This window comes from Methylobacterium oryzae, assembly GCF_036441375.1.
GTDB lineage: Bacteria > Pseudomonadota > Alphaproteobacteria > Rhizobiales > Beijerinckiaceae > Methylobacterium > Methylobacterium oryzae_A.
This window is the reverse complement of sequence record NZ_MLCA01000013.1, coordinates 36,236-58,285: the sequence shown is the minus strand read 5'-3', so window position 1 is coordinate 58,285 and position 22,050 is coordinate 36,236. Positions and strand designations below refer to the sequence as shown.

The window sequence follows — 22,050 nt, the reverse complement described above, 5'->3', positions numbered from 1 at the left end:
GAGGCCCGCCGCCCGCAGGACCTCCGCGGCCTCCCGGGGGGAGCGGCGGGCGAGGGCCAGGGCGAGCCGCAGGGGCACCTGCGCGCCGAAGCTCGCCGCCGCCACGGCGAGGGCCGTCGCGGCGCCGTGGTGCTTGCCGGCGTAGAGGATCTGGCTGCGCAGGAAGTAGAACAGCCGCCGGGCCCGCACCTGCCGGGTCGTGCCCTGGCCGACGTGGCGGGCGACCGCCCCGGCCACGTGCCGCACCGCGAAGCCCGCCGCCCGGGCCCGGGCGCAGAGGTCGGCATCCTCCCAGTAGACGAAGAAGCGCGGGTCGAACCCGCCGAGCGCCCGGAACAGGTCGCGGCGGATCATCAGGAAGGCGCCCATCACTTGGTCGACGGCACGGTCCTCCGCGTGGTCCCATTCGAGCAGGAAGTGCGGCCGCACGAGGCCGAGGCGGTCCAGCGCCAGGGCGCGGCCGAGGAGGCCCAGCGCCGAGGGCGCCCGGGCGCAGGAGCGCGCGGTCCGCCCGTCCGGGTCGACGAGCCGCGCGCCGACGATCCCGGTCCGCGGATCGGCCGTCAGGGCGGCCAGAGCCACGCCGAGCGCGTCGGGCGCGACCTGCGTGTCCGGGTTCAGGAACAGGATCGCGGGGGCGTCGCCGGCGGCGGCGCCCTGGTCGCAGGCCCGGCCGAAGCCGAGATTCGCGGTGTTCTGGATCAGCCGCAGCGGGCGGGGCAGGGCGGGCAGGGTCTCGATGGAGCCGTCCGTCGAGGCGTTGTCCACGACGGTGACCTGCACGGCCGCGGCGTCCTCGGCGGCCGCGAGGCTCGCGAGGCAGGCGCGCAGCAATTCGCCACCGTTCCAGTTGACGATCACCACGTCGAGGGCAGGGCGGTCGGTCACGGCAGGTCCCGGGGCAGAGCTCGCGTCCGATCTCTCGGCGCAACTTCGGGCAGGCCCCGGGGCGGCCCGAGGCGCCCGAGGGCGCCGTCGCGGGCGGCTGCGAGGAGCCTGAGCAGCACGGCGGGCCGGAAGCCCGAATCCGCCCAGTACAGCCCGGCCTGGAGCGGCAGGTAGGCGGCCTGGGCGAGCTTCCAGCGCAGCGGCACGTGCGGCAGCCGCCACGCGTAGACCGCGTTGCGCAGGTAGGTCCCCATGCGGAACAGGGGCTGGCGCGGCATCGTGATCCCGAAGGCCCGGATCGTCCCGCCGCCGACGCGGTGCGGGATCGCGACGGCGCGGGCCAGGTAGCAGCCGTAGCCGAGGCTCCAGGCGCGGAAACACCACTCGAGCTCGACCCCGTCGATGAAGAAGTCGCCGCGGAACGGCCCGACCCGCGCGAAGGCGTCGAGATCGATGAGCGAGCCCGAGGTCGCCAGGAACTGCACCGGGGCGAGGCCGTCCCGTTCCGGCGCGCCGGGGCGGGGCGGGTAAGCGGGCGCCTTGTGGCCCTGGGCCGGTCCCGGGGCCGGGCCGACCACCGCCGCCGGGATCCCGGCCTCCCGCAGCCGGTCCCGCGCCGCCAGCAGCGCGGCGGCGAGATCCGCGGGCGGCTCGGCGTCCTGGTCGAGGAGGAGGAGGGTCCCGGCCCCCGCGGCGCGGGCGGCCGCCGCGATCCGGTTGAGCGCCTCGGCGATGCCGAGATTCGTGCCCGCCGACAGCAGGGTCACGCCGGCCCGGGCGAGTTGGTCGGCCGTCCCGGCCGGAAGGCCGCCATTGTCGAAGGCGATCACCGCGGCGAAGCCGGCCGAGGCCAGGGTGCGGACGCGCTCCACCTGGTCCGGCCGCGGCCGGAACAGGGTGATGCCGAGAACGAGGCGGCCGGGTCGCGTGTCCGGCACCGGCCGCGTCCCGGTGACGTTCGCGGTGACGGGCGCGAGAGGGTCGCGACCCGTCACGCCCGCTCCACCGCGGCGGTCGCCGCCTCCAGCGCGGCCGTGACCGCGGCGGCCTGCTCGGCGCTGAGCGGGCCGCGGGCGAGCCGCATCTGCAGGGCGAGCTTCAGGCCCTCCTTGGCGCGCACGACCGAGGGCGGTGGCCCCTCACCCCGGGCGGCCTCGGCCTCCGCCATCCGGGCCAGGATCGCCTCGAGAGTCGGGCGGTTGCCGTCCAGGAAGGCCTGCCCCTCCGGCGTGATCGCGTGCAGCCGCTTGGTGCCCTCCCCGGGGGTCACCGTGACGTGGCCGAGTTCCTCCAAGAGAGTGAGCGTCGGGTAGACGGTTCCGGGACTCGGGCTGTAGGCGCCGCCGACCCGCTCCTCGATCGCCTTGATGATCTCGTAGCCGTGGCGCGGCTTCTCGGCGATCAGGTGGAGGATGACGAGGCGCAGGTCGCCATGGGCGAAGAAGCGCGCGAGGTCGCCGCGGCCGCCGCGGCCGAACATCCGGCGCTCGCCGGGCCCCCGGCCCGGGTGGCCGTGCGGACCGTGCCGCCCGTGGGGATCGCCGCCCATCGGGCCCCGATGGGCGCGGACGCGGAAGGCATCGAAGGGATCGGCGCGGAGGAAGTCCGAGAAACGGCGATGCATGAATGCGACTCGCTTTCGATATGTCTGAAATTCAGATATATCGAAATACGGTCGCCAGCAAGGCTCCCGCTCCCCTCGCGAGCCACGGTCCCCGTTACGGGCGGCACCGGCACCCCACGGTTTACGGAGTCGGCCGGTTCCGTTAGTGCGACTTGTGTCCGACAGGACGATCCTCCCGCGCCGCCTCGCGCCTCCGACGCTGCCCGCCAGCTGCCGCCCATGACCCGATCAGAGCCCCGCGCCTCGACCGCGCCCGCCCGGCGGGCGGCCGATGGATCCCGCGCCCCGTGACGGCCCGCGGCGAACGCCCCTCCGCAGAGGCCTGAGATGCGCCGCGGCTCCGACGGGACCGGCCGGATCTCGGCCCTGACGCGGATGCGACGCCGCCTCGGCCGGCTGCGCGACCCGCTGGCCAGGCCGGCGGCGCTGCACCGCCGCTTGGCGGGTGCGGCGACCGGCGCGGATCTCGAGGCGCGCCTGGTCGCCGTGCTGACGCCGCACGTCGACGCGGCGTTCTACGCGAGCTGGTACGGGATCACGGCCGACCCGGTGCGCGACTACCTCGTCCACGGCTGGCGCGCGGGCCGCGACCCGCGCCCCGACTTCGACTCCGCCGCCTACCTCGCCCGGCATCCCCACCTCGCCCGCGCCGGCATCAACCCGCTCCTGCACGCCCTCGCCCGCCGCCGCGCCGGGCGTGGCCGGGCCGGCGGTGAGGGAGAGGCGGCCGCCCTGCCGAAACCCGACACGGCCGAGGCCCAGCGCCTCGCCCGCCGCCTCGTCGACGGCGCCTTCTACCTTGCCGGCAACCCCGACCTCGCCGCCGCCGGCGTCGACCCGGTCGACCACTACATGGCCTCGGGCTGGCGCGAGGGCCGCGAGCCGGCGCCGCAATTCGACACCCTGACCTACTGCCTCACCCGCGGGATCACCTTCGCCACCCAGAACCCGCTGGTGCACTACGTCCTCCACGGCGGCCCGGCCCGGCCCGACCCGGAGGCGGCGCTGGCCCTGCGGATCGAGACGCTCGCCCCCTACTTCGACGCCGCCCATTACCGGCAGCGCCTGCCCGAGCCGCAGGCCGAGGCCCTGGCCGGCGCCGCGGACGCCGAGTTGCTGCGCCACTACGTGGCGGAGGGCTGGCGGGCGCGGATCGGCCCGCGGCCGGACTTCGACCCGGCCGGCTACGTGCAGGCGCGGGCCGGCAGCCGGGCGGTCGCGGACGACCCGTTCTTCCGCACCGTGGCCGAGGCGCGGCTGACGGGGGCCGAGCCGTTCGCCGAGCCGCACCGGCTGAACCTGCCGGCGGTGGAGGCGGACTGGTACCGGGCGACCTACCCGGACGTGGGCGGGCGCGAGCCGTTCCTGCACTTCGCCGAGGCGGGCTGGCGGGAGCTGCGCGATCCCGGGCCGGGGCGCTCGACGCTGGCGGCGCTGCTGCGGGTCTGCGGGCTGCGGCCGGCGCGGGCGCCGGTGGAGGACACGGCCTGGCTCGGGGCGATCGGGCGGGAGCCCCCCGACCGGGACGCGCTCCTGGACCTGCAGGCGCGGCTGGTGGCGGGGCATTTCGACCACGGCTTCTACCGGGCGCGCTACGGGCTGTCGGAGGCGGAGGACGCGGTGCGCGACTACTGCGACACCGGCTGGAAGAAGGGCCGCAACCCCAGGCCCGACTTCGACGGGCAGGCCTACGCCGACGCGCATCCCGGGATGCGCGAGACCGGGCTGGCGCCCCTCGTGCACCTCCTCGCCACGGCGCTGATGCACGGGACCGACATATCGCCCGGCGCCTTCCAGCCCCGCTACGGCACGCCGGATTCGCGGGAGGCGGCGCTGGCCGACGAGGCCCGGGCGATCGCGCCGTTCTTCGATGCCGCCTTCTACGCCAAGCGCAACCCCGACGCCGCCGACGCCCCCGGCGGCCCGCTCGCCCACTTCGTCGCCTACGGCCAGCATGAGGGGCGCGATCCGAGCGGAACCTTCTCCATCGCGTTCTACAGGGAGACCTACGGCCATCTCCTGGGTCCCGGGGAGTCGCCGTTCCTGCACTACGTGCGCACCGGCCGGGCCGCCGGGCTGATGGGCTGCCCCGAGGATCTCGGCACCTACCCGCCCATGGAAGCCCCCGCGTCCCACGACTGGGACCGCCTGCCCCGGGCCCTGCCCATCGATCAGGCCCGCGTCGTCGTCATCGTCCCCGTCTACAAGGGCCGCGGCGAGACCCTGCGCGCCATCCACGCCTGCCTGTCGGCACCCCAGGCCACCCCCTTCACCCTGCTCGCCGTCAACGACCGCTCCCCCGACCCGGAACTCGCCGCAGACCTCGCCGCCCTCGCCGGCCGCGGCCTGTTCCACCTCGTCGAGAACGAGCACAACCTCGGCTTCGTCCGCTCGGTCAACCGCGCCCTCGGCCTGCGCCAGGGCCGCGCCGTCGTCCTGCTCAACTCCGACGCCCAGGTCTTCGGCGACTGGCTCGACCGCCTCGTCGCCCACGCCGAACCGCAGACAGACCCTCAGGCCGGGTCCGGCGGGGAGGCAGGGGCAGGGATGGGCGCGGGGCTGCCCGTGGGCAGCGTCACGCCCCTGTCCAACAACGCCACGATCTGCTCCTACCCGCGCTTCAACGCCAACAACACCATGCCGCTGGAGATCGCCCGGCCCGAGCTCGACCGCCTCGCCGCGCAGGTCAATTGCGGCCGCGCCGTGCCCGTGCCCACCGGCGTCGGCTTCTGCATGTACATGACCGCGCAGGCCCTCGACGCGGTCGGCGTCCTCGACGCCGAGGCCTTCGGCAAGGGCTACGGCGAGGAGAACGACTGGTGCCTGCGCGCCATCAAGGCCGGCTTCGTCAACCTGCTCGCCGAGGACGTGTTCGTCCACCATGCCGGCCAGATCTCGTTCGGGCTCGACGCGGGCGGCGAGTACGACCAGGGCCAGGCGGCGCTGCTCGCCAAGCACCCCGACTACCCGGCCCGGGTCGGGCAGTTCGTCCAGGCCGATCCCGGCCGGCGCGGGCGGGCGCGGCTCGACCGGGCGCGGCTGGCCCGCCACTTCGCCGGCCGGGCGCTGCTCTACGTGACGCACAGCTGGGGCGGGGGCATCCAGCGGCACATCGACGACATGGTCGCCCAGGCCCGGGCCGAGGGCCTGAGCGTGGTGCTGCTGCAGATCGACCGGACCCGCAACCTCGAGGTCCACGTCGCCTACCGCGGCCCCGAGTTCCTGTACCTGCCCAACCTCGACAGCCTGTACCTGCCGCGGGACGCGGCGGAGCTCGCGGACTTCGTCGGGCAGCTGGNGACCGGGCGCGGCTGGCCCGCCACTTCTCGGGGCGGGCGCTGCTGTACGTGACGCACAGCTGGGGCGGGGGCATCCAGCGGCACATCGACGACATGGTCGCCCAGGCCCGGGCCGAGGGCCTGAGCGTGGTGCTGCTGCAGATCGACCGGACCCGCAACCTCGAGGTCCACGTCGCCTACCGCGGCCCCGAGTTCCTGTACCTGCCCAACCTCGACAGCCTGTACCTGCCGCGGGACGCGGCCGAGCTCGCGGACTTCGTCGGACAGCTGGCGCCGGTGCTGATCCACGTGCACTCGCTGGCGGGGCTGCGCTGGGGCGCGGCGCGGGCGCTGATGGCGGTGGTGGCGGGGTCGGGGCGTCCCTACGCGTGGACGCTGCACGACTACTCGCCGGTGTGCCACCGCAACCACCTGGTGCAGCCGGACGGGCGCTACTGCGGCCTGGCGCCGGTCGCCGAGTGCCGGTCGTGCCTGGCGGTGGACGCGGAGGGGTTCGAGGAGCCGGATCCGGGCGAGCGGCGGGCGGCGTTCGGGGCGTTCCTGGCGGGCGCCGCGCGGGTGTTCGCGCCGTCCTCCGACACGGCGGGCCGGATCCGGGCGGTCTACCCGGACCTCGCCGTCACGGTGCGGCCGCACGTCGAGCCGGAGCGGTCGGTGCGCTCGACCGCCCTACAGCGGCCCGGCCGCGTTCGCCGCGTCGCCGTGCTCGGCGCGATCAGCCTCCCCGAAGGCGGCCTGCTGCTGCAGGCGCTGGCCACCGACGCGCAGGACCGGGACCTGCCGCTGCACTTCACGATCGTCGGCCACTCGGACCCTGCCCTAACGGGCGGCCTGGAGCGCGCCGGCGTCATTGAGACGGGGCGCTACTCCACAGACGATCCGACCCTCGACCGGGTCGCCCGGGCGGCCCTCCAGATCGCCGAGACCGGCCATCACTGGGAGGGCGACGAGGTGCTCGATCTTATCACCCAGGTCTCGGCCGACCTGATCCTGCTGCCGTCGATTTGGCCCGAGACCTACGCGTACGCGCTGACCCTGGCGCTGCGTACCGGTCTGTCGGTGGCGGCCTTCGACCTAGGAACGCCGGCCGAACAGCTGCGCAACGCGCCGAACGGTCACCTCCTCCCGTACGCACTCGCCACCGATCCGGCCGCCTGCAACGACCGCCTGCTGGACATCGAAATCGCGAACTCCGGCCGGAGCTCGGCGACAATTCAGGACGGCGCCTACACCGATCAGATTGGCGTCTATTACAGCTTGGAAATTGGAGCTGCCTTAGGCGTGCGCAAAGTATGAACAAATTAGCAATTTTGGTCGAGGCATGTGGTGCAACGCCGAAGCCAAGGCGACGTCCGCGATCTCGAAACTGAACTCACTGGAGGGACCGGTCAAGTTTTATCTGCATGTACTGTATGCGTTGATGCTGTGCGACATGCGCACGCGCTTCGGAGCGGCTCGGCCAAACGTTTTAACCAACCGTACCCCTGCTACATGTACTTGGCTGCCAAAAGCAGACGACATCATCGCCCCGGTGGCCTTCTTGGACGAGAGATCTCACCTTTTCCATTCCGGGTCACACGCGTGCTCACCTACCGTGGCTCCAGCTTCACGGCAAATGCCTTTGAGGCGGCTTGCCAGCCACACAAGTGAAGCTTGCCAAGATACGCCCCACCGGCCGCGCAACGGTGGCACGGCCGAGCACTGCTACGATCGCGTGCGACGGGACGAGCAGCGAATCACGCTCTGCAGTCACGGCACCCTCAAGACCAAGCCCTGCGGCTTCAACGCGGCCAATAATGGCCCTTGGCCTCATGGTACTGCGCCTACGTCTGGGAACCGATCCCGCGCCAGCCAACCCAATCTCAATGCGCCCATTCTCATCGCGCGCTCCTCGCATCGTCGCGGACGCCGAGGAGGTCTCACATTCAGACGGTGGAGTAGACCGCGGAGGTCACCTCGCGCCGCTTCCTCTTGTCGCCATTAACCACCCGGTCTAAGACTGGGGTCATATGAGCTGAGCACCTACATCTTAACGACAAGCTGGTGCTTTTCCAGGCCAAGTTTAAGATCTAAACTGGGAAACTCTGCATGGCAGCGCGCAACAACCATCTTTTCAGAGCAGCTTATATATTTGTTTTGAGCATGCCAGGCAGAATTCCATGGCTCTACCCAAAATGGTTCTAGTGCTTTAGTGTTATCTAGGTCGTCTACTCGATGTCAACGCAGAAAAATTTCAAAACATAAACAGCTCGCCGTCATGGAGATAGCGCGACGGGTCAAGCCTATGACATTTTGACTGATATTTTCAAACAATAACAAACGCAGATTGTCAATACAAATCAGACCACCCCTTCTATATATATACCCCTGGACAGGCCAGTTAAAACAATGAAGCAAGCTACTATAGAAAAAGACTCGAGGTCGCGAATTAAAATTCTTGTAGATGGCCCGATAGCAGGAACTTACAGCTTAGCACTAGTCAACAGAAAATTCGCTGTTGCTCTAAGCAATTTCGGTTTCGATGTGTTCGTCACTCAACGAGAAGGTCCAGATCCCACTACGGATCAATTCTTTCTACAAGAGCCGAGGCTGAAGGAAAAATACATACCGTATAGTGAAATATTGTTGCACGAATTTGACGTGCATACGAAAAACGACTGGCCGATGGCTGAGGCTCCACGCTGCGCACCGATATTGACAGCCCACTGCTACGCTTGGGAGGAGAGCCTCTTCCCTACAGCAGTGATTGCTCAATTAAATAAATTCGACGCCATATTCTGTACATCTCGGTATACTATCGAAGCACTGAGTTCCAGCGGCTACACCGGAACAACGTATTATATGGGCAACGGCGTTGATCATATTGAGAACATGGATTTAGCTTCCGAACCCAACGTTAGCGCGGAACGCGGCGAATTAGTAAGTTTTATTCACGTTTCATCCGGCTTGCCGCGGAAAGGCATGAAAGCAGGACTCCAAGCTTTCATCGAGGAATTTCGTGATCATGACGATGTTCGGCTAATATTGAAAACACACTACAATCCACACAACGAATTATACGAGCTATTTTCCTCACTAGACGCCGCCACGAAAAAGAAAATCGTTTTCGATGAGTCCTATCTCAGCTCCGCCGAAGTTCAAAAATTGATAATGGCGGCCGATTGCTGCTTTTTGCCTAGCAAAGGAGAGGGATTTAACCTACCCGCCGCCGAAGCGATGCTACTTGGAACTTTAGTCTGCGCAACTGACGCAGGCGGCAATCGCGAATTTTGCACTTCAGACACTTGCGTACTTATTCCCACAAAGTTTTCCCGCTCCTCCTCAGTGATTTCTTCCGGAAAAGCTGCTTGGCTTGAGGCAACTCACGAAGATCTACGAGCCGGACTTCGCAGAGCTTATGAGCTTTGCAAAGCTAGAGACAAAACGCTACAGCAGCGAGCCTACACTCAAGTGAAGTCCTACACATGGCAGCGGGCGGCGGATCATTATTGCAAAGGACTTAAGCAACTAGACTCGATCAAGGAGGCTCGTTGCGAGCCGATAGCAGACAGGCGAATTGTATTAATTAGCACTTTCAATCAGCAGTGTGGAATCGCGACCTTCTCTGGAAATCTTGTTAAATATCTGTCAGCCGACTCTTCATTGGACGTTGTAATTTATTCCGAGGAAGTATCAAGCGAAAAAATTATTCGAAATGATAGCATCAAGGTAAAGCGCAACTGGAACCGATCGAGACAAGGCGTCAATAAGCTATTGCAGCAGGTCCATGGAAGCGAAATCGGGTCTCTTTTTATAATCCAACATCATCCCGGGATTATCGGCTGGGAAGATCTCGCTCATCTTTGCAACGAGATCCTAAGCTTCGCATCAGGTTTGATTGTTGAACTACACTCCACCGATGGTGACGCGGCACAAATCAAAAGATTTGTAAAAACCGTCGGCGGACGCGCCCACCTTATCGTTCACAATAGCATTGATTATATGAAATTAATAGAAGGCCTTCGCGAGGCTAGCTTTGTATACCTATTTCCGCACCCATCGCATCAGGTGAAACAAGAAGCAATCTTGCCCAGCGGATCATACAACATATTCACTTTCGGCCTATGCAGCCGTCACAAAAATTTCGAGCACTTGCTCTATGCCGTTTACGAGTTAAAACACAGGGGCCTCCCTGTCGGCCTTAAGGTGCTGACCTCGGTAGATCCAAAAAATCGCGCGAGCATCGATTATAGCCATTTCCTCTATCAACTGAGAGATGCGTTGGGCCTGAGAAAAGAAGTAGATCTTAGTTTTGATTTCCTCCCAATTGAGGAAGTTTTCGCGATTGCTCGTTCATCGAATGTTGCGGTCTTTTGCTACGCTGATGTTAATGAGGGTGCTAGCGGCGCAATAAGGGTCCCATTAAGCTGTGGGGTGCCAACTATAACTTCGTTTTCCTCCATCTTTGCAGATCTTTCCGGCATATGTACTCAGATTGATACCAGCGACAGAATTTCAACTGCAAACACAATCCAAGAACTTGTTACCAACTTCAATAAAGCAGCTCGGCTTGTCGAGTTACAGAATGACTACATATCGTTTTCATCATGGATCCAACATGTCATTAGGCTGACGAAATTATTTTCTATAGAAAGTCGTTCTTTTGAAATTACCCGAGGTCAGCATGTATAGTTCCAACTCTTCAGCGAAAGGGGCAACTATTGACAATGCCAGGTCCACAGGCGTCCGATCCACTTCGTTATCTCAGTTCTCTGACGTAGCTTCCTGTAAAATCTGGGCTTGTGAGCATATCTTCGATGCTTCAGCCATGCCCTGGTTCGAAAGAGCAATATCTCGCAATGGAATACTGTTTCCGATGATGTTTTTCAAAATGCTTGAACGTTGCTGGCCGGGGAGCGTGTTTCTTGGAAAGGGCAGAATTGCAATTAGCGACAATATCATAAGTCGGGGCTATCTCAATTGTGTGTCTGACGAGATATTTACAGATGCGCTGTATAGTTTATTGTTGGGCCGGGCCCCCGATGATGCAGGTCGTCAATATTACGACTCGCAGCTGCGAAGCGGAGTATCTCGCGATGAGTTAATAGACCACGTTCTCGCGTCGGACGAGTTTAAGGAGTCTGGGCGAAGCACTAAATTAGCAAGCGTTGCAGAAAGCGATTTTATTCACGTCAGAAAACTCATCCAGGACGACCTCATATTGTATCGCTCCCTCGGTCGAGCAGACTATTTCCAGCCGAGACCGAGTATTTCCGTCGGCGGGATTTCTCACAACATTGCTAGTTATCTGATCTATCAAGCGGAGCCGCGCAATAAACCAATCCTTGCAATGGGCATGAATCTAGTCGGACACTGGGATCAAGATGGACACTTCGTATGCGGAACCGATTGGATCGTGTTCGGCCCGAAAATTAATTTGCGAAGTGGTATTTATGAAATAAGATTAGATATCGAAGCGCCAGGCGATTTTCGGTTCCACTTTGATGCATGCCACAGCGAAGGGCATGAAGTTGTATTTTATAGCACTCACAAGGGAGACTCAAAAGTTACATTTTGTATCCCGATCCGACACGACATTCCAGATTTTGAGGTGCGGCTCCTCAATTTGACCGCGCTATCCACAAAGCTAAAGATCAACGAGATTTCTATCAGGCTTACAAATGAGAGCGAATAACAGAGTTCATGTGATGTGGCGCTTGCTAGTTTCGCTATATATGAAGGCAATCGTCGGGATAGTTTTACCGTTACGATCAACGTTCGCGAGCAAAGCCACGTCCTGTTGATCCGAGGGAAATTTCAGGCTTAATTTATACGCGATCGGGATAATCGAAAGCGCTTACGCCGGAACCACGTTGAGACCCTGATAGCAGTGATACCATTTGAGGCGCGTAGCTTGGAGTTCTTCGCTCAAGCAGCGCCTATACCAATTATGCTTCGATCCATTTTGCGCTCCGGCGGGTTAGAGAAACAGGAATTCAGACCTATTGCCGAGGCGTTGCAATGTGTGTGATACGCTGTCCCCGGGAGGGGTTCGCTCTCTCTGGCGATTATATTTTGGTGTTTGGGTCGCTTGACTCGAAAGATGCAAGCCAAATGCTGATCAGTTCAATCTTAGTGAGCGCTGAGTCTGTGTAACAATGCTATCGCTAGACGACCCAGCATATGGATCTATCCTAAATATTAGTCGACAGGCTGCCATTCTCGAAATTTCAATGAATGGGTCCTGCGCCGTACCTCTTGAAGTACTAGATCCGGATCACATTGATCTTGTTGCTTGGTGTTTCGCGGGATTTTCCGGGCGAAAGATTGTGGATCCGAGCTGCTTTCTCATCTTGGGCGCTCGAGATGAAGTGGCTTTATCGAATCTATCATCGATCTTGATTCGCACACACTTTGGTGACCGGCGCACCAGTTTGGCATCGCGATCGACGCCCCTATCAGCCGCTGAGAGCTCTTTGATTGCAAATGCTTTTATCTCCTCTCTGTGGCCATTGGGCCACCTATATTTCAATTCTTTAGCACCGATCTTGAGCGTAGGTTTGGACGCGATTTTGGTCAACGGTGCACCAAGTAGCCTGAGCATCACGCGCGGCGACGCAACAGTCACTTGGTTGGTGGATGGGATTGACTTCATTCCGGATTGCGCGATTGTTCGATCAAAAGTGGGTTACGCGTGCAGGCCTATTACATCCGTTCTGTTCCAATCTCCTCACAGAGCTGCCATAACACTTATAGCCGACGGTCTATTCGACACGCATTCATTTAGTCGAGCCATCCTAAGTGGGCATGGCCGATACGTGGCAACTTGCGTCGTTTGAGCGGCATAATCGCATGACGACTCTTGATAGGCCCACCGTTCTGGTAGTGACACCGATGCCTGCGGCGCCAGTAAGCGCTGGCAATCGACGACGGCTTTTGGCGTTGTGCGAAGTCCTTCAGCGGAGCGGTTTTGCAATCGATTTTGCTTACCTTCAACACGAGGATCAGATCTATCGCCGCTTTGGAAATCATCCGCCGACGGATGCGGCCGGGATGGACGCTATCTTCGACCGTGTTTTCTATATTCCCGCAGCAGCGCAGATTCCGCTGAAGACTTGGGCGGGCGGCTTCACGATCGACGCTTGGTGCCCGCCCGAACTCGACGAGTTCGTGGCCTGGTATTTCAAGAGAAACCCCGACACGTGCGCGATAGTCGTCAATTACGTGTTTCTGTCGCGGTGCCTCGACGCCGTTCCGGATGGCGTGCTGCGTGTCATCGACACGCATGATCGGTTCGCCGACAGACATCTCCAGTACCGGCCTTTCCGCGCCGAGCCGAATTTCTTCTTTACGGACCGCGCGTCGGAAGCCGTCGGCCTGTCACGTGCGGACATGATCCTCGCGATTCAATCGGCGGAGGCGGACTATTTCCGCGGCCTCGTCGATCGCGACGTGTACCTGCTTCCGCCCGTCTTCGCCGAGCGTGCGAAGTTTCGCGCACCCCGCCGGCTGACTCGGTTTGGCTTCATCGGCCACGGGAACGATCCGAATCTGTTCTCGATCAGCAGATTTGCCCATGGCTGGGCGGCGTCCTGGAAGCCAAACCTGCCCGTTCTCGTTATCGCCGGGGAAATCTGCGGGAGCCTGAACGGGCTGGACCTACCCGGCGTCGAGCTGGCGGGATATGTCGACGCTGTCGAAACCTTCTACGCGGGCGTCGACGCGGTGGTCGCGCCGATGCTGATGGGAAGCGGTCTCAAAATGAAGGTCGCCGAAGCGCTGTCGCTGGGTCGGCCGGTGATCGGCACACGAATCGCGTTCGAGGGGTTCGACACCGATTATCCCGCTCACCGATTGGACGGCGTTGCGGACACCGTCGCGGCGATCAGACGCCTGCACGACGATCCGGACGGCCTCGCGACACTGACCGCGGCCTGCGCGGAGCTGCTCGCGCGCTACAACGCCAAGGCCACGGCCTGTGAGGTCGCGTGGCTGAACGCGATTCCGCGCCGGTCCGCGCGACGCGTCGCTCCTTCAGCTGCGCGCGCGCCGGACGTGTCGACCACTGTCGGAGCGGGGATCATTGTGCGGGAGGAACGCTCCCTGCGCTCCTTGCCAACCGCGGACGAGGACGGCGGAGTCCTCGTGGCGACCGAGAATCCCTCGCCCGCGACCGCCCGTGAAGCGGGCTACCCGTCGGAGCGGCGGCGCTGGTTCGTGAGCCCGGAGCTGGACGGAAGCCTGCAATCTGCGGGCCCGGCCCCGGCCCTTCACGGAGGTCCGGTCAGCCTATCCCCGGAATGGATCCACCGCCGTTCTCTTCCGCAGCCGGCCCGGGAGGCGATCGCCGGGTCACTCGGCGATGCCCAGGCCGACTGGACGGCGGACGGTTGCCTGATCGGGTACGAGGCCGACGGGCTGACGGTGGTAACCTGCGTCCCGAGTTTCCTCGTCGGGAGGTCGCGGGCGACCGCGGCCTTCCTCATCGGGGACGGCGAAAGGGCACGGGAGTTGCGGCTGACCAGCACCGCAGCGTTGGCGCGCTCTCCCGGCCTCGCCTTTGCCGCGACTCGAGGCGCGCTGACACCAGTGCCAGCCAGTCTCACCTTCGAGCTGCTGGAGATCGACGGATCCGCCTCTCCGATCCCTGCAGCGCGCAAGACGCCGTCCGGGCTGAAGGCGGTACTGTTTCTCAGCGATGACCTCATGGGCCTGATCCGCCTTGCTCCGGCGCGCAACACCCACCTCGAAGTCCATTGATGAAAAAAATCGAGGCGGTTGATCCACATTACGGAAGGCTTGCCGCGATCGCGGAGGCGCGCCTCATCGGGAACGCCATCGCGCGCAACGGCCTCCGGATCGCCTTCCCGCCGGTCGCGGTGCCGGACGTCTCGATCGTTATCGTGTCGCTCAATGCCCGCGATTTGCTGACGCTGACGCTCTATCGCCTCGCTACGCAACAGGCTTTCGCGGGCGCGTCGTTCGAAGTGATCGTCGTCGACAACGCCTCCGACGCGGAGACCTTGACCGTCCTCGATCTGCTCGACGGGGCCACGGTGATCCGCAATGCGGAGAATGTCGGTTACGGCCCGGCGTGCAACCAGGGTGCTGGAGCAGCCCGCGGACGCTACCTCCTCTTCCTTAACCCCGACGTGGAACTGATGCCCGGCGCGATCGGCGCCCTGGTGTCTCCATTCTCGGATGCAACCGTCGGCATCGTCGGAGCCCACCTCGTGTTTCCCGGGGGCTATCTGCAGGAGAGCGGCGCGTTCTTCCGCGATGATGCGCAGATCACCCACCCCTATCTCCGTGGGAATACAAATCCGCTTCTGGCAGAAAGCACGTTCCAGCGCGAAGTCGGCTATGTCTCGGGCGCTGTGCTCATGGTCGAGCGCGCACTCTTCGAGGATCTGGGCGGCTTCGACGACCTCTTCGCTCCGGCCTATTTCGAAGACACGGACCTGTGCGTCCGCTGCCACCAAGCCGGGCGACGCGTCATCTACCAGCCGCGGGCGAGCGCGATTCATTTCGAGAACGCCACGACTCCGGTTCGCGCCGACGTCGAAGCGCTGATCGATCGCAACCGGGTCCGCTTCCTCGAGCGGCACCGGTCATGGCTGTTCCCGCATGCGGGACCGCATTTCGGTGATCGCACCCACAATGACTGGGCGCTCAAGGTGCTCTACATCGACGACGGCGTGCCCCATATCGACCTCGGCGCGGGCATGCCGCGGGCGAACTTCATTGTCGCCACCATGGCTCGGCTCGGCTATCAAGTGACCGTGTATCCGGTCTATCGCGCGGATCCAGAGATCGCGCAGCGGTACCGAGATCTGCCCGACACCGTCGAGATCCTGGATGCCGAGGAGGGGATGGGGCTCGCGCGGCTGATCGACGAGCGGCAGGATCACTACGACGTGCTCTGGGTCAGCCGCCCGCACAACATCGATCTGGTCTGCCAGATCTTCCAGAACCGGGACATGGCGCTGCGCGATTTCGCGAGGAGCCGCGTGATCTTTGATTCGGAGGCCCTGTTCTGTCTGCGCGCCTTCCTGGAAGAGACTCTGCAGGATGGGTATGGATTCGGCGCGCGCTTGGCGGCCTCCGCGCGGCGGGAGACCCGCAACTTCGCGCAGGCCGATCATGTCGTCTGCGTCTCGGAGGCGGAGGCGCGCCTGCTGCAGTTCCATGGCGTGCCCAACACCACGGTGCTCGGCCACGCCTTCGCGTCGCAGGCGGAGATCACCGTCGATCTCGATAGCCGCAAGGGCTTCGTCTTCATCGGGTCGCTGGAACACGAGAATTCGCCGAATGTCGACTCACTGATCTGGTTCCTTGAGACCGTCTGGCCGGACGTGCATCGCGCCCTGCCGTGCGTGCCGTTCATCATCATCGGACAGGTCGCCCCAGATCTGCGCGCACGCCTGTCGGCACCCAACGTCACGGTGATGGGCCGGGTCCCGGACCCGACTCCGCTCCTCGACCGGGCGCGCGTCTTCGTCGCCCCCACCCGCTTTGCTGCCGGTATGCCCCACAAGGTCCACGCCGCCGTCGCGCAGGGGCTCCCGTGTCTGGTCACCCCGATCCTCGCGGAACAGCTCGGCTGGCCCGAGGGCTCCGGATACCTGACGCGGGACTGGCGCGACCCAAAAGCCTTCATCGCCGGGCTGATCCGTCTCCATGAGGATGTGGAGACCTGGCGGCGGCTGCAGCGCGCCGGGCTGGCGCAGGTGGCGCAGGATTGCTCACCCTTGGCCTACGCGGAGAAGCTCCGGTCCCTGTGCGAGGCGCCGGTCTTCGCATGAGCCAGCCATCCTTGAAGCGGGCCGCGATCCGGACGCTCTCGCGCGTGGTTCGGCGCGTTGTCATAGGGCGCGTGCCGGGATTGTTCGACACGGCCTACTATCTGAAGCACAATGGCGACGTCGCGGCCTCGGGCATCGATCCTTACCTCCACTACGTCTGGCGCGGCGCCGCCGAGAACCGCGATCCCGCCGAGGACTTCGATACGGCCTTCTTCCGCAACCAGAGCGGCAAGACCCGCCTCGACCCAGTGCGGCACTACCTGCGGTTCGGTTCCACCGCTGGGCTTGATCCGCATCCCGGGTTCAGCAGCACCTCCTACCTGATCCGGTACCCCGACGTGACGGCCTCGGGCGTCAACCCGCTGCTGCATTACCGGACGAATGGTCGGCGCGAGGGCCGGGTGGCCCAGCCATCGGCGGCCAAGACCATGAACATCTTGGCCCTGCGCTCGGTGCCGTCCCGGCACCTGCGCAGTCTGCCGGAGGAGGGACGTCCCTTCTCGATCACGCTGCTGCGCGCGTTCCCGGCCGGTGACACGTTCGAGTCGGTGAAGCGCTACTGCTTCCTTCTCAAGCTGACCCATGACGAGATCGCGCTGCTCGTGAACGCATTCGACACGATGCCCACCAGCGGCCACACCGCGATCACGCTGGAGGTCTCGGCCGACACGGACGCGCGGGGCGAGGCGGAGCCCCATGACGCGCGACCGAAACTCGATACGGTGCTCTTCGCCTTCGAGCACTGCTATGTGGCCGTACAGGGCGACACCCTCCGGATCCGTTACGCCGAACTTCGGCTCTGGGATCTGCGTGAACAGGAGGCCCGGGTCGCGGAGATTTTTCCGGCCGGCGCCGTGGAATTCCGTATCTAATGCGCTCACTACCAAGGATTAGCCGAGCCAAGCTTCCGAGATAATTTCCGTCGCTGCCGTGGCGTGATTATCGCCAATCAAATTTCCGGCTTACGAGCAGAATTGCAGGCTCTACTTGTCGTTCCCGTTGTCCGCCGTGCGGCCGATTCGACAATTTGAGTGGCTTATGGCGGCAATAAAAAATATACAGGCGCAATACTCTAGAGACGATCTCAATAATTCGGGCATTACCTTTCGGAACCGAAGCTTGTCGGTATAGTAAACTTACACATACCTCAAACATAAAGCTTCGCATGCGCATAAACGACATACCCTCAGGACTCCGGGCGTCCGTCATGGGTCGATCAGCGGCACGGCGAGCGCGAGGGGCGGTCTCAACGGCCGGCATACTCCGCCGCGACGAGCCTGCGCAGGCCCGCTTCGAGATCGATGCGCGGCCGCCAGCCGGTCCGGTCGAGGAAGCGCGTCGAGTCGAGCATCTTGTAGGCCGCGCCCTGGAACGAGCCCGGCGGGCTCACGAGGGGCACGGACCAGTCGAGGGCGGCCAGGGCCGCCCGCGCAACCGCCTCGACGGTGACGGGCGCGTTGGCGGCGCAGTTGAGGATCTCGTTGTCGAACGCCCGGTCGGCCGCCAGGATCGCGTCGATCTGGTCGTCGACGTACAGCACCTCGCGGACGGTCTGCGGGTTGCCCCAGACCTCGAACTGCTGCGCGCCCGCCGCCTTCTCCCGCGCGGCGCGGTCGAGCAGGGCGCCGACGAAGTGGCTGCGGTCGGAGGCCTTGTTGTCGTGCGGGCCGTACAGGGTCGCCAGCACGCAGTGCAGGAAGGTCAAGCCGTACTGGTGCGCGTAGGCCGCCGAGCCCGTCGCCAGGACCTGCTTGGCGAGCCCGTAGCCGATCACCGAGGGGTGCGTGGGCCCCTGCCCGAACCGCGCCTCGGGGAGCGGCTCCGCCGATTCCGGATAGGTGCAGGACGAGCCCGTGGAGACGAGCTTGGCCTGCGGCTGGTAGAGGCGCCACGCCTCGAGGACGTTCAGGTGGACCCGGGCATTGATCGCCAGGAGCTCGCCCTGGATGTCGTACTGCACCGCGCCGGTGCGCTGGCGGGTCACGACGTGGAAGATCCGGCCGGCCTGGGGCGCCGCGCGCAGCGCGTGCTCGACATTGGCCCAGTCGGAGAGGTCGCCCGCCGCGCGACCGATCTCGACGACCTCGCGACCCTCGGCCCGGAGCCGCGGGACAAGGTTGCGCCCGAGGAATCCGTCCGCCCCGATGACGATGTCGCGCTCAGGCCCCGGCATGGTGAGCCCCGTCGCGACAGGCCTCGCGATACCACGCGATCGTCGGCCGCAGCCCGTCCGCGAGTCCCGTGAAGCTCGACAGCCCGAAGCGCTCCCGCAGCCGCCGGTTGGTCGAGCGGCGGGCGAGCACGCCGTGAGTCGCCGTGTCGGGGGCGTGCACAGGCCGGTCCTCCCCGGCCACCTCCAGGATGGTTCGGGCGAGGTCGAGCAGGGTCGTGGTCTCGCCGCGGCAGAGATTGAGCGCGTCGCTCGTCTCCCGCATCGCCAGGGAGCGGGCGAACACGTCGACCACGTCGCCGACATAGATGAAATCGCGCTCGACCAGCGGGTTGCCCTTGATCTCGAAGCGCTCTCCCGGTGCCAGCGCGCGCATCACGAAGGCCGGCAGGACGTGTGCCTTGCGCGGATCCGTCGAGTCGTGGGGACCGTAGGGGTTGCTCAGGCGGAAGCTGATCGTGTGGATGCCGTAGCGCTCGGCGTGGAGGTCGGCGATCACCTCGGACCAGCGCTTCGACCAGGCGTAGAAGGCCTCGTTCCGGTTGGGCGGCGCGTTAAGGTCGACAGCCTGCGCGTCGTCGAGGGGATCGAGGGCCGCCGGGTAGACCGCGACGCTCGAGGCCGCGCGCACCTCGCGGATGCCCTTCGTCAGGCAGAACCGGTAGAGGCGGTTGGCGATCTCGGCGTTGCCGGTGAGCAGGTCGCTCTGCGCCGTCTCGAACTTGTCGGCGTCGTAGCGCTGGGCGGCGACGTTGACGACGATCGCGTCGGCGGGGACCGACAGCGCCTCAAGGGCGTCGAAGCGCGCGGCCTCATGCGCCCCCGGCACCGCGCGGCCGGAGGGGCTGACCGCGATCAGCCGCGGCACCCGGCCGGCGAGATGCGCGACGAGGTTGCGGCCGACGAACCCGGTGGCGCCGACGACCACGACGGTCTCGGGCAAGGAGGATCGGGGCAAAGCGGCCACGCTCAGAACGCCTTCGGCAGGTCGGCGGCGGTGATCACCTTGAGTTCCGGCACCGGGACGATGAAGGCGCCGCCGTTCTCAAGGTAGCGGCGCTCGCGCGCCAGGAACTCGTCGATGAAGTTCCAGGCGAGCACCAGGTAGGCGTCGGGCGCGGGCACGCTGCCCTCCTCGACGATCGGGATGCGGGCACCGGGGATCAGGCGGCCGAACTTCAGCGGATTCTTCTCGGCCGCGACCTGGACCAGCCGCGGGCCGATCCCGAAGGCGTTGAGCAGGGTCGCGCCCTTGGCCGGGGCACCGTAGGCGTGGACCGTCTTCCCCTCGGCGTGCATGCGCTCCAGCAGGTCGAGCAGCGCCGCCTGCAGGCGCCGGACGTTCTCGGCGAAGCCTACATAGGTCTCGAACTTGCCGTAGCCGCGGGCCTCCTCGTCGGCGCGCATGCGCTTGACCGCATCGCTGACCGGATGGGCGCCGGGGAAGCCGACATGCGCCTCGAGGGAGCCACCATGGACCGGGACGACGCTGACGTCGAAGACTTCCAGGCCGTGGCGCGCGAACAGCTGCTCCAGGGAGCGGAGCGTGTAGTAGCACAGGTGCTCGTGGTAGATCTGATCGAAGGCGGTGTTCTCGATCATGCCGCCCAGGTAGATCGCCTGCACGACGAAGACGCCGTCCGGCTTGAGCAGCGTGACGATGCCTTTCACGACGCTGTGCAGTTCCTCCAGGTGGAAGAAGACGCCGGCGGCGGTGATCAGGCTCGCCGGCCCGTTCTGCGCACGGACGATCTCGGCGGTCTCCGCGTTGAAGAAGTGGTTCAGCGTCGGCACGCCCGCGGCGCGGGCCAGTTCCACGACGTTGGAGGCGGGCTCGACGCCGCAGCGGCGCAGGCCGAAGGGCTCGTACTGCCGCAGCCACGTACCGTCGTTGCTGCCGATGTCGACGACGAGGTCCTGCGGCCCGAGGCCGTACCGCTCCACGAGCCGGGCCGCCGTCTGGCGGAAATGCTCCACCAGCGTCTTCGTCGTGCCCGAGACGTAGGGATAGTCGCTGAACATGCTCTCCTTCGGGATCGTGTGATCGATCTGGACGAGCGTGCAGTCGTGGCAGAAGCCGGCGCGCAGGGGGAAATGCGGCTCGCGGCGGTCCGCAAGGTCCGGCGGGATCAGGCGGTTGCAGTGCGGCTGATCGGTCAGGTCGAGGAACAGCTCGACATCGCGTCCATCGCAAACGCGGCATGCCATGGCGAGTTTCGTTCCCGTCATCCTACGACCTGTGACATCCGCGGCGCGACGCTCTACGACCCCGAGAGGCTTATCGGCTGGGCGAGGACAGCGCAACGCGCGGTCGCAGCTCGTTCGAAGTCAGAGCCGAAAGACGAGACAGTTTTGCCATCGCGCATATCCTTCAGCGGCGAAGATCCACAATGACCGCCGCGGACATCCGAAAGCACAAGCCCCGAGCCCGAAGAAAGCGATGATCTCGACACCGAGTTGGACAGTCCGCAAATCCCACCACGTCATGAAGGATCGCTGGCTCGGTCTCCGTTCCGATGCGTGCGTGACGCCGTCGGGGCACATCGTCGATCCCTATTACGTGCTCGAGACGCCGGACATCGCCCTCGTGCTGGGCATCGACGCGGCCGATCACGTCATCCTCGTACGCCAGTACCGTCACGCCTATGGCGGCCCGAGCCTGGAGCTTCCGGGCGGGGCCATCGACCCCGCCGACCCCGATATTCTCGCGGCCGCCGAGCGCGAGATGCGTGAGGAGACCGGCTACATCTTCGCCGATGCCGAGCGCGTGGTCACCCTGAACGCGGATCCGGCCCGCTACGCCAACCGGATGCATCTCGTCCGCGCGCGCGTGACTGCGGCCGGGCCGGCGCGTCCGGATCCCGGTGAGGACATCACCGTCGTGCGCGTACCGCGGACCGAGGCCTTACAACTCGCCCAGTCGGGCGCCATCGTCGGAGCCGTGCACGCCGCCATGCTCCTGATCGGCCTGTCCGGCACACAATGATGGCCGTTACCGGATTGTGGATCGAGCGATCGAACCGCTGACAAGACTCGCGCGTTCCGCCAATACGATTAATCATCGGTTAAAGAGCGGATCGAAGCGTGCCCGATTACGACATCCAGATCGTCGCTCCGCGAGATCGGAAAGCCGCGGACGCGGAGCGCGAGACTCCGCCCAAGCGCAAGCTCGACTGGGATCGCGCCATGCGCGAGGCCGCGGAAGCGGAACTCTCGATCCAGTCGCATGACTGATCGTGCCGGACGGCGAAGCGCGCCCCGGCGAGGGCCCATACCTCCTGGGTC

General features: G+C 64.8%; 13 protein-coding genes and 1 pseudogene. 8 read left to right on the top strand and 6 right to left on the bottom strand.

Annotated elements, in window-relative coordinates:
• From MOTC310_RS23760 to MOTC310_RS23750, 3 genes are all read right to left on the bottom strand, one after another.
• On the bottom strand, positions 1 to 888 hold an 888-nt coding region (locus MOTC310_RS23760; RefSeq protein ID WP_331303532.1), incomplete at its 3' end, for a glycosyltransferase family 2 protein.
• A complete protein-coding gene (locus MOTC310_RS23755; RefSeq protein ID WP_331303531.1) occupies positions 885 to 1,883 on the bottom strand; it encodes a glycosyltransferase family protein in 999 nt (332 codons plus the stop codon). The genes MOTC310_RS23755 and MOTC310_RS23760, both read right to left, overlap by 4 nt.
• Entirely contained in the window at positions 1,880 to 2,512 is a 633-nt protein-coding gene (locus tag MOTC310_RS23750) for a PadR family transcriptional regulator (RefSeq protein WP_331303530.1), read from the bottom strand. The genes MOTC310_RS23755 and MOTC310_RS23750 overlap by 4 nt, the downstream gene beginning before the upstream one ends.
• A gap of 327 nt (positions 2,513 to 2,839) precedes the next feature.
• On the opposite strand from MOTC310_RS23750, the pseudogene MOTC310_RS23745 reads away from it, so the two are divergent.
• The 6 genes and pseudogenes from MOTC310_RS23745 to MOTC310_RS23715 all read left to right on the top strand — a co-directional run bounded on the left by MOTC310_RS23745 (position 2,840) and on the right by MOTC310_RS23715 (position 17,467).
• Positions 2,840 to 7,107: pseudogene (locus tag MOTC310_RS23745) on the top strand (glycosyltransferase).
• A 1,092-nt stretch (positions 7,108 to 8,199) separates the two neighbouring features.
• Positions 8,200 to 10,482, top strand: coding sequence for a glycosyltransferase family 4 protein (locus tag MOTC310_RS23735; protein WP_331303527.1), 2,283 nt, complete (start codon positions 8,200 to 8,202; stop codon positions 10,480 to 10,482).
• On the top strand, positions 10,475 to 11,485 hold the full coding sequence (locus MOTC310_RS23730; RefSeq protein ID WP_331303526.1) for a DUF4214 domain-containing protein: 1,011 nt from the start codon (positions 10,475 to 10,477) through the stop codon (positions 11,483 to 11,485). The genes MOTC310_RS23735 and MOTC310_RS23730 overlap by 8 nt, the downstream gene beginning before the upstream one ends.
• A 1,358-nt stretch (positions 11,486 to 12,843) precedes the next feature.
• A complete protein-coding gene (locus MOTC310_RS23725) occupies positions 12,844 to 14,550 on the top strand; it encodes a glycosyltransferase (protein WP_331303525.1) in 1,707 nt (568 codons plus the stop codon).
• On the top strand, positions 14,550 to 16,595 hold the full coding sequence (locus tag MOTC310_RS23720) for a glycosyltransferase (RefSeq protein WP_331303524.1): 2,046 nt from the start codon (positions 14,550 to 14,552) through the stop codon (positions 16,593 to 16,595). The genes MOTC310_RS23725 and MOTC310_RS23720 overlap by 1 nt, the downstream gene beginning before the upstream one ends.
• An 11-nt stretch (positions 16,596 to 16,606) precedes the next feature.
• Entirely contained in the window at positions 16,607 to 17,467 is an 861-nt protein-coding gene (locus MOTC310_RS23715; protein ID WP_331303523.1) for a hypothetical protein, read from the top strand.
• A 374-nt stretch (positions 17,468 to 17,841) separates the two neighbouring features.
• Here MOTC310_RS23715 and MOTC310_RS23710 read toward each other — a convergent pair whose 3' ends face one another.
• From MOTC310_RS23710 to MOTC310_RS23700, 3 genes are read right to left on the bottom strand one after another with little or no spacing between them, the layout of a single operon-like run.
• Positions 17,842 to 18,768 carry an NAD-dependent epimerase/dehydratase family protein gene (locus tag MOTC310_RS23710; RefSeq protein ID WP_331303522.1) on the bottom strand — a complete coding sequence of 309 codons (927 nt, stop codon included), beginning with the start codon at positions 18,766 to 18,768 and terminating at the stop codon, positions 17,842 to 17,844.
• Entirely contained in the window at positions 18,755 to 19,708 is a 954-nt protein-coding gene (locus MOTC310_RS23705; RefSeq protein ID WP_331303521.1) for an NAD-dependent epimerase/dehydratase family protein, read from the bottom strand. Before MOTC310_RS23705 ends, MOTC310_RS23710 begins: the two co-directional genes overlap by 14 nt.
• 26 nt (positions 19,709 to 19,734) lie before the next feature.
• Complete coding sequence (locus MOTC310_RS23700; RefSeq protein ID WP_331303520.1) at positions 19,735 to 20,973, bottom strand: class I SAM-dependent methyltransferase; 1,239 nt, start codon at positions 20,971 to 20,973, stop codon at positions 19,735 to 19,737.
• Positions 20,974 to 21,289: 316 nt separating this feature from the next.
• Between MOTC310_RS23700 and MOTC310_RS23695 the strand changes: the two genes are divergently transcribed.
• Positions 21,290 to 21,751 (top strand): NUDIX hydrolase, encoded by a 462-nt coding sequence (locus tag MOTC310_RS23695; RefSeq protein WP_331303519.1) that lies wholly within the window; start codon positions 21,290 to 21,292, stop codon positions 21,749 to 21,751.
• 98 nt (positions 21,752 to 21,849) lie between these two features.
• Entirely contained in the window at positions 21,850 to 21,999 is a 150-nt protein-coding gene (locus tag MOTC310_RS23690) for a hypothetical protein (protein ID WP_020094679.1), read from the top strand.
• Positions 22,000 to 22,050: the final 51 nt, after the last annotated feature.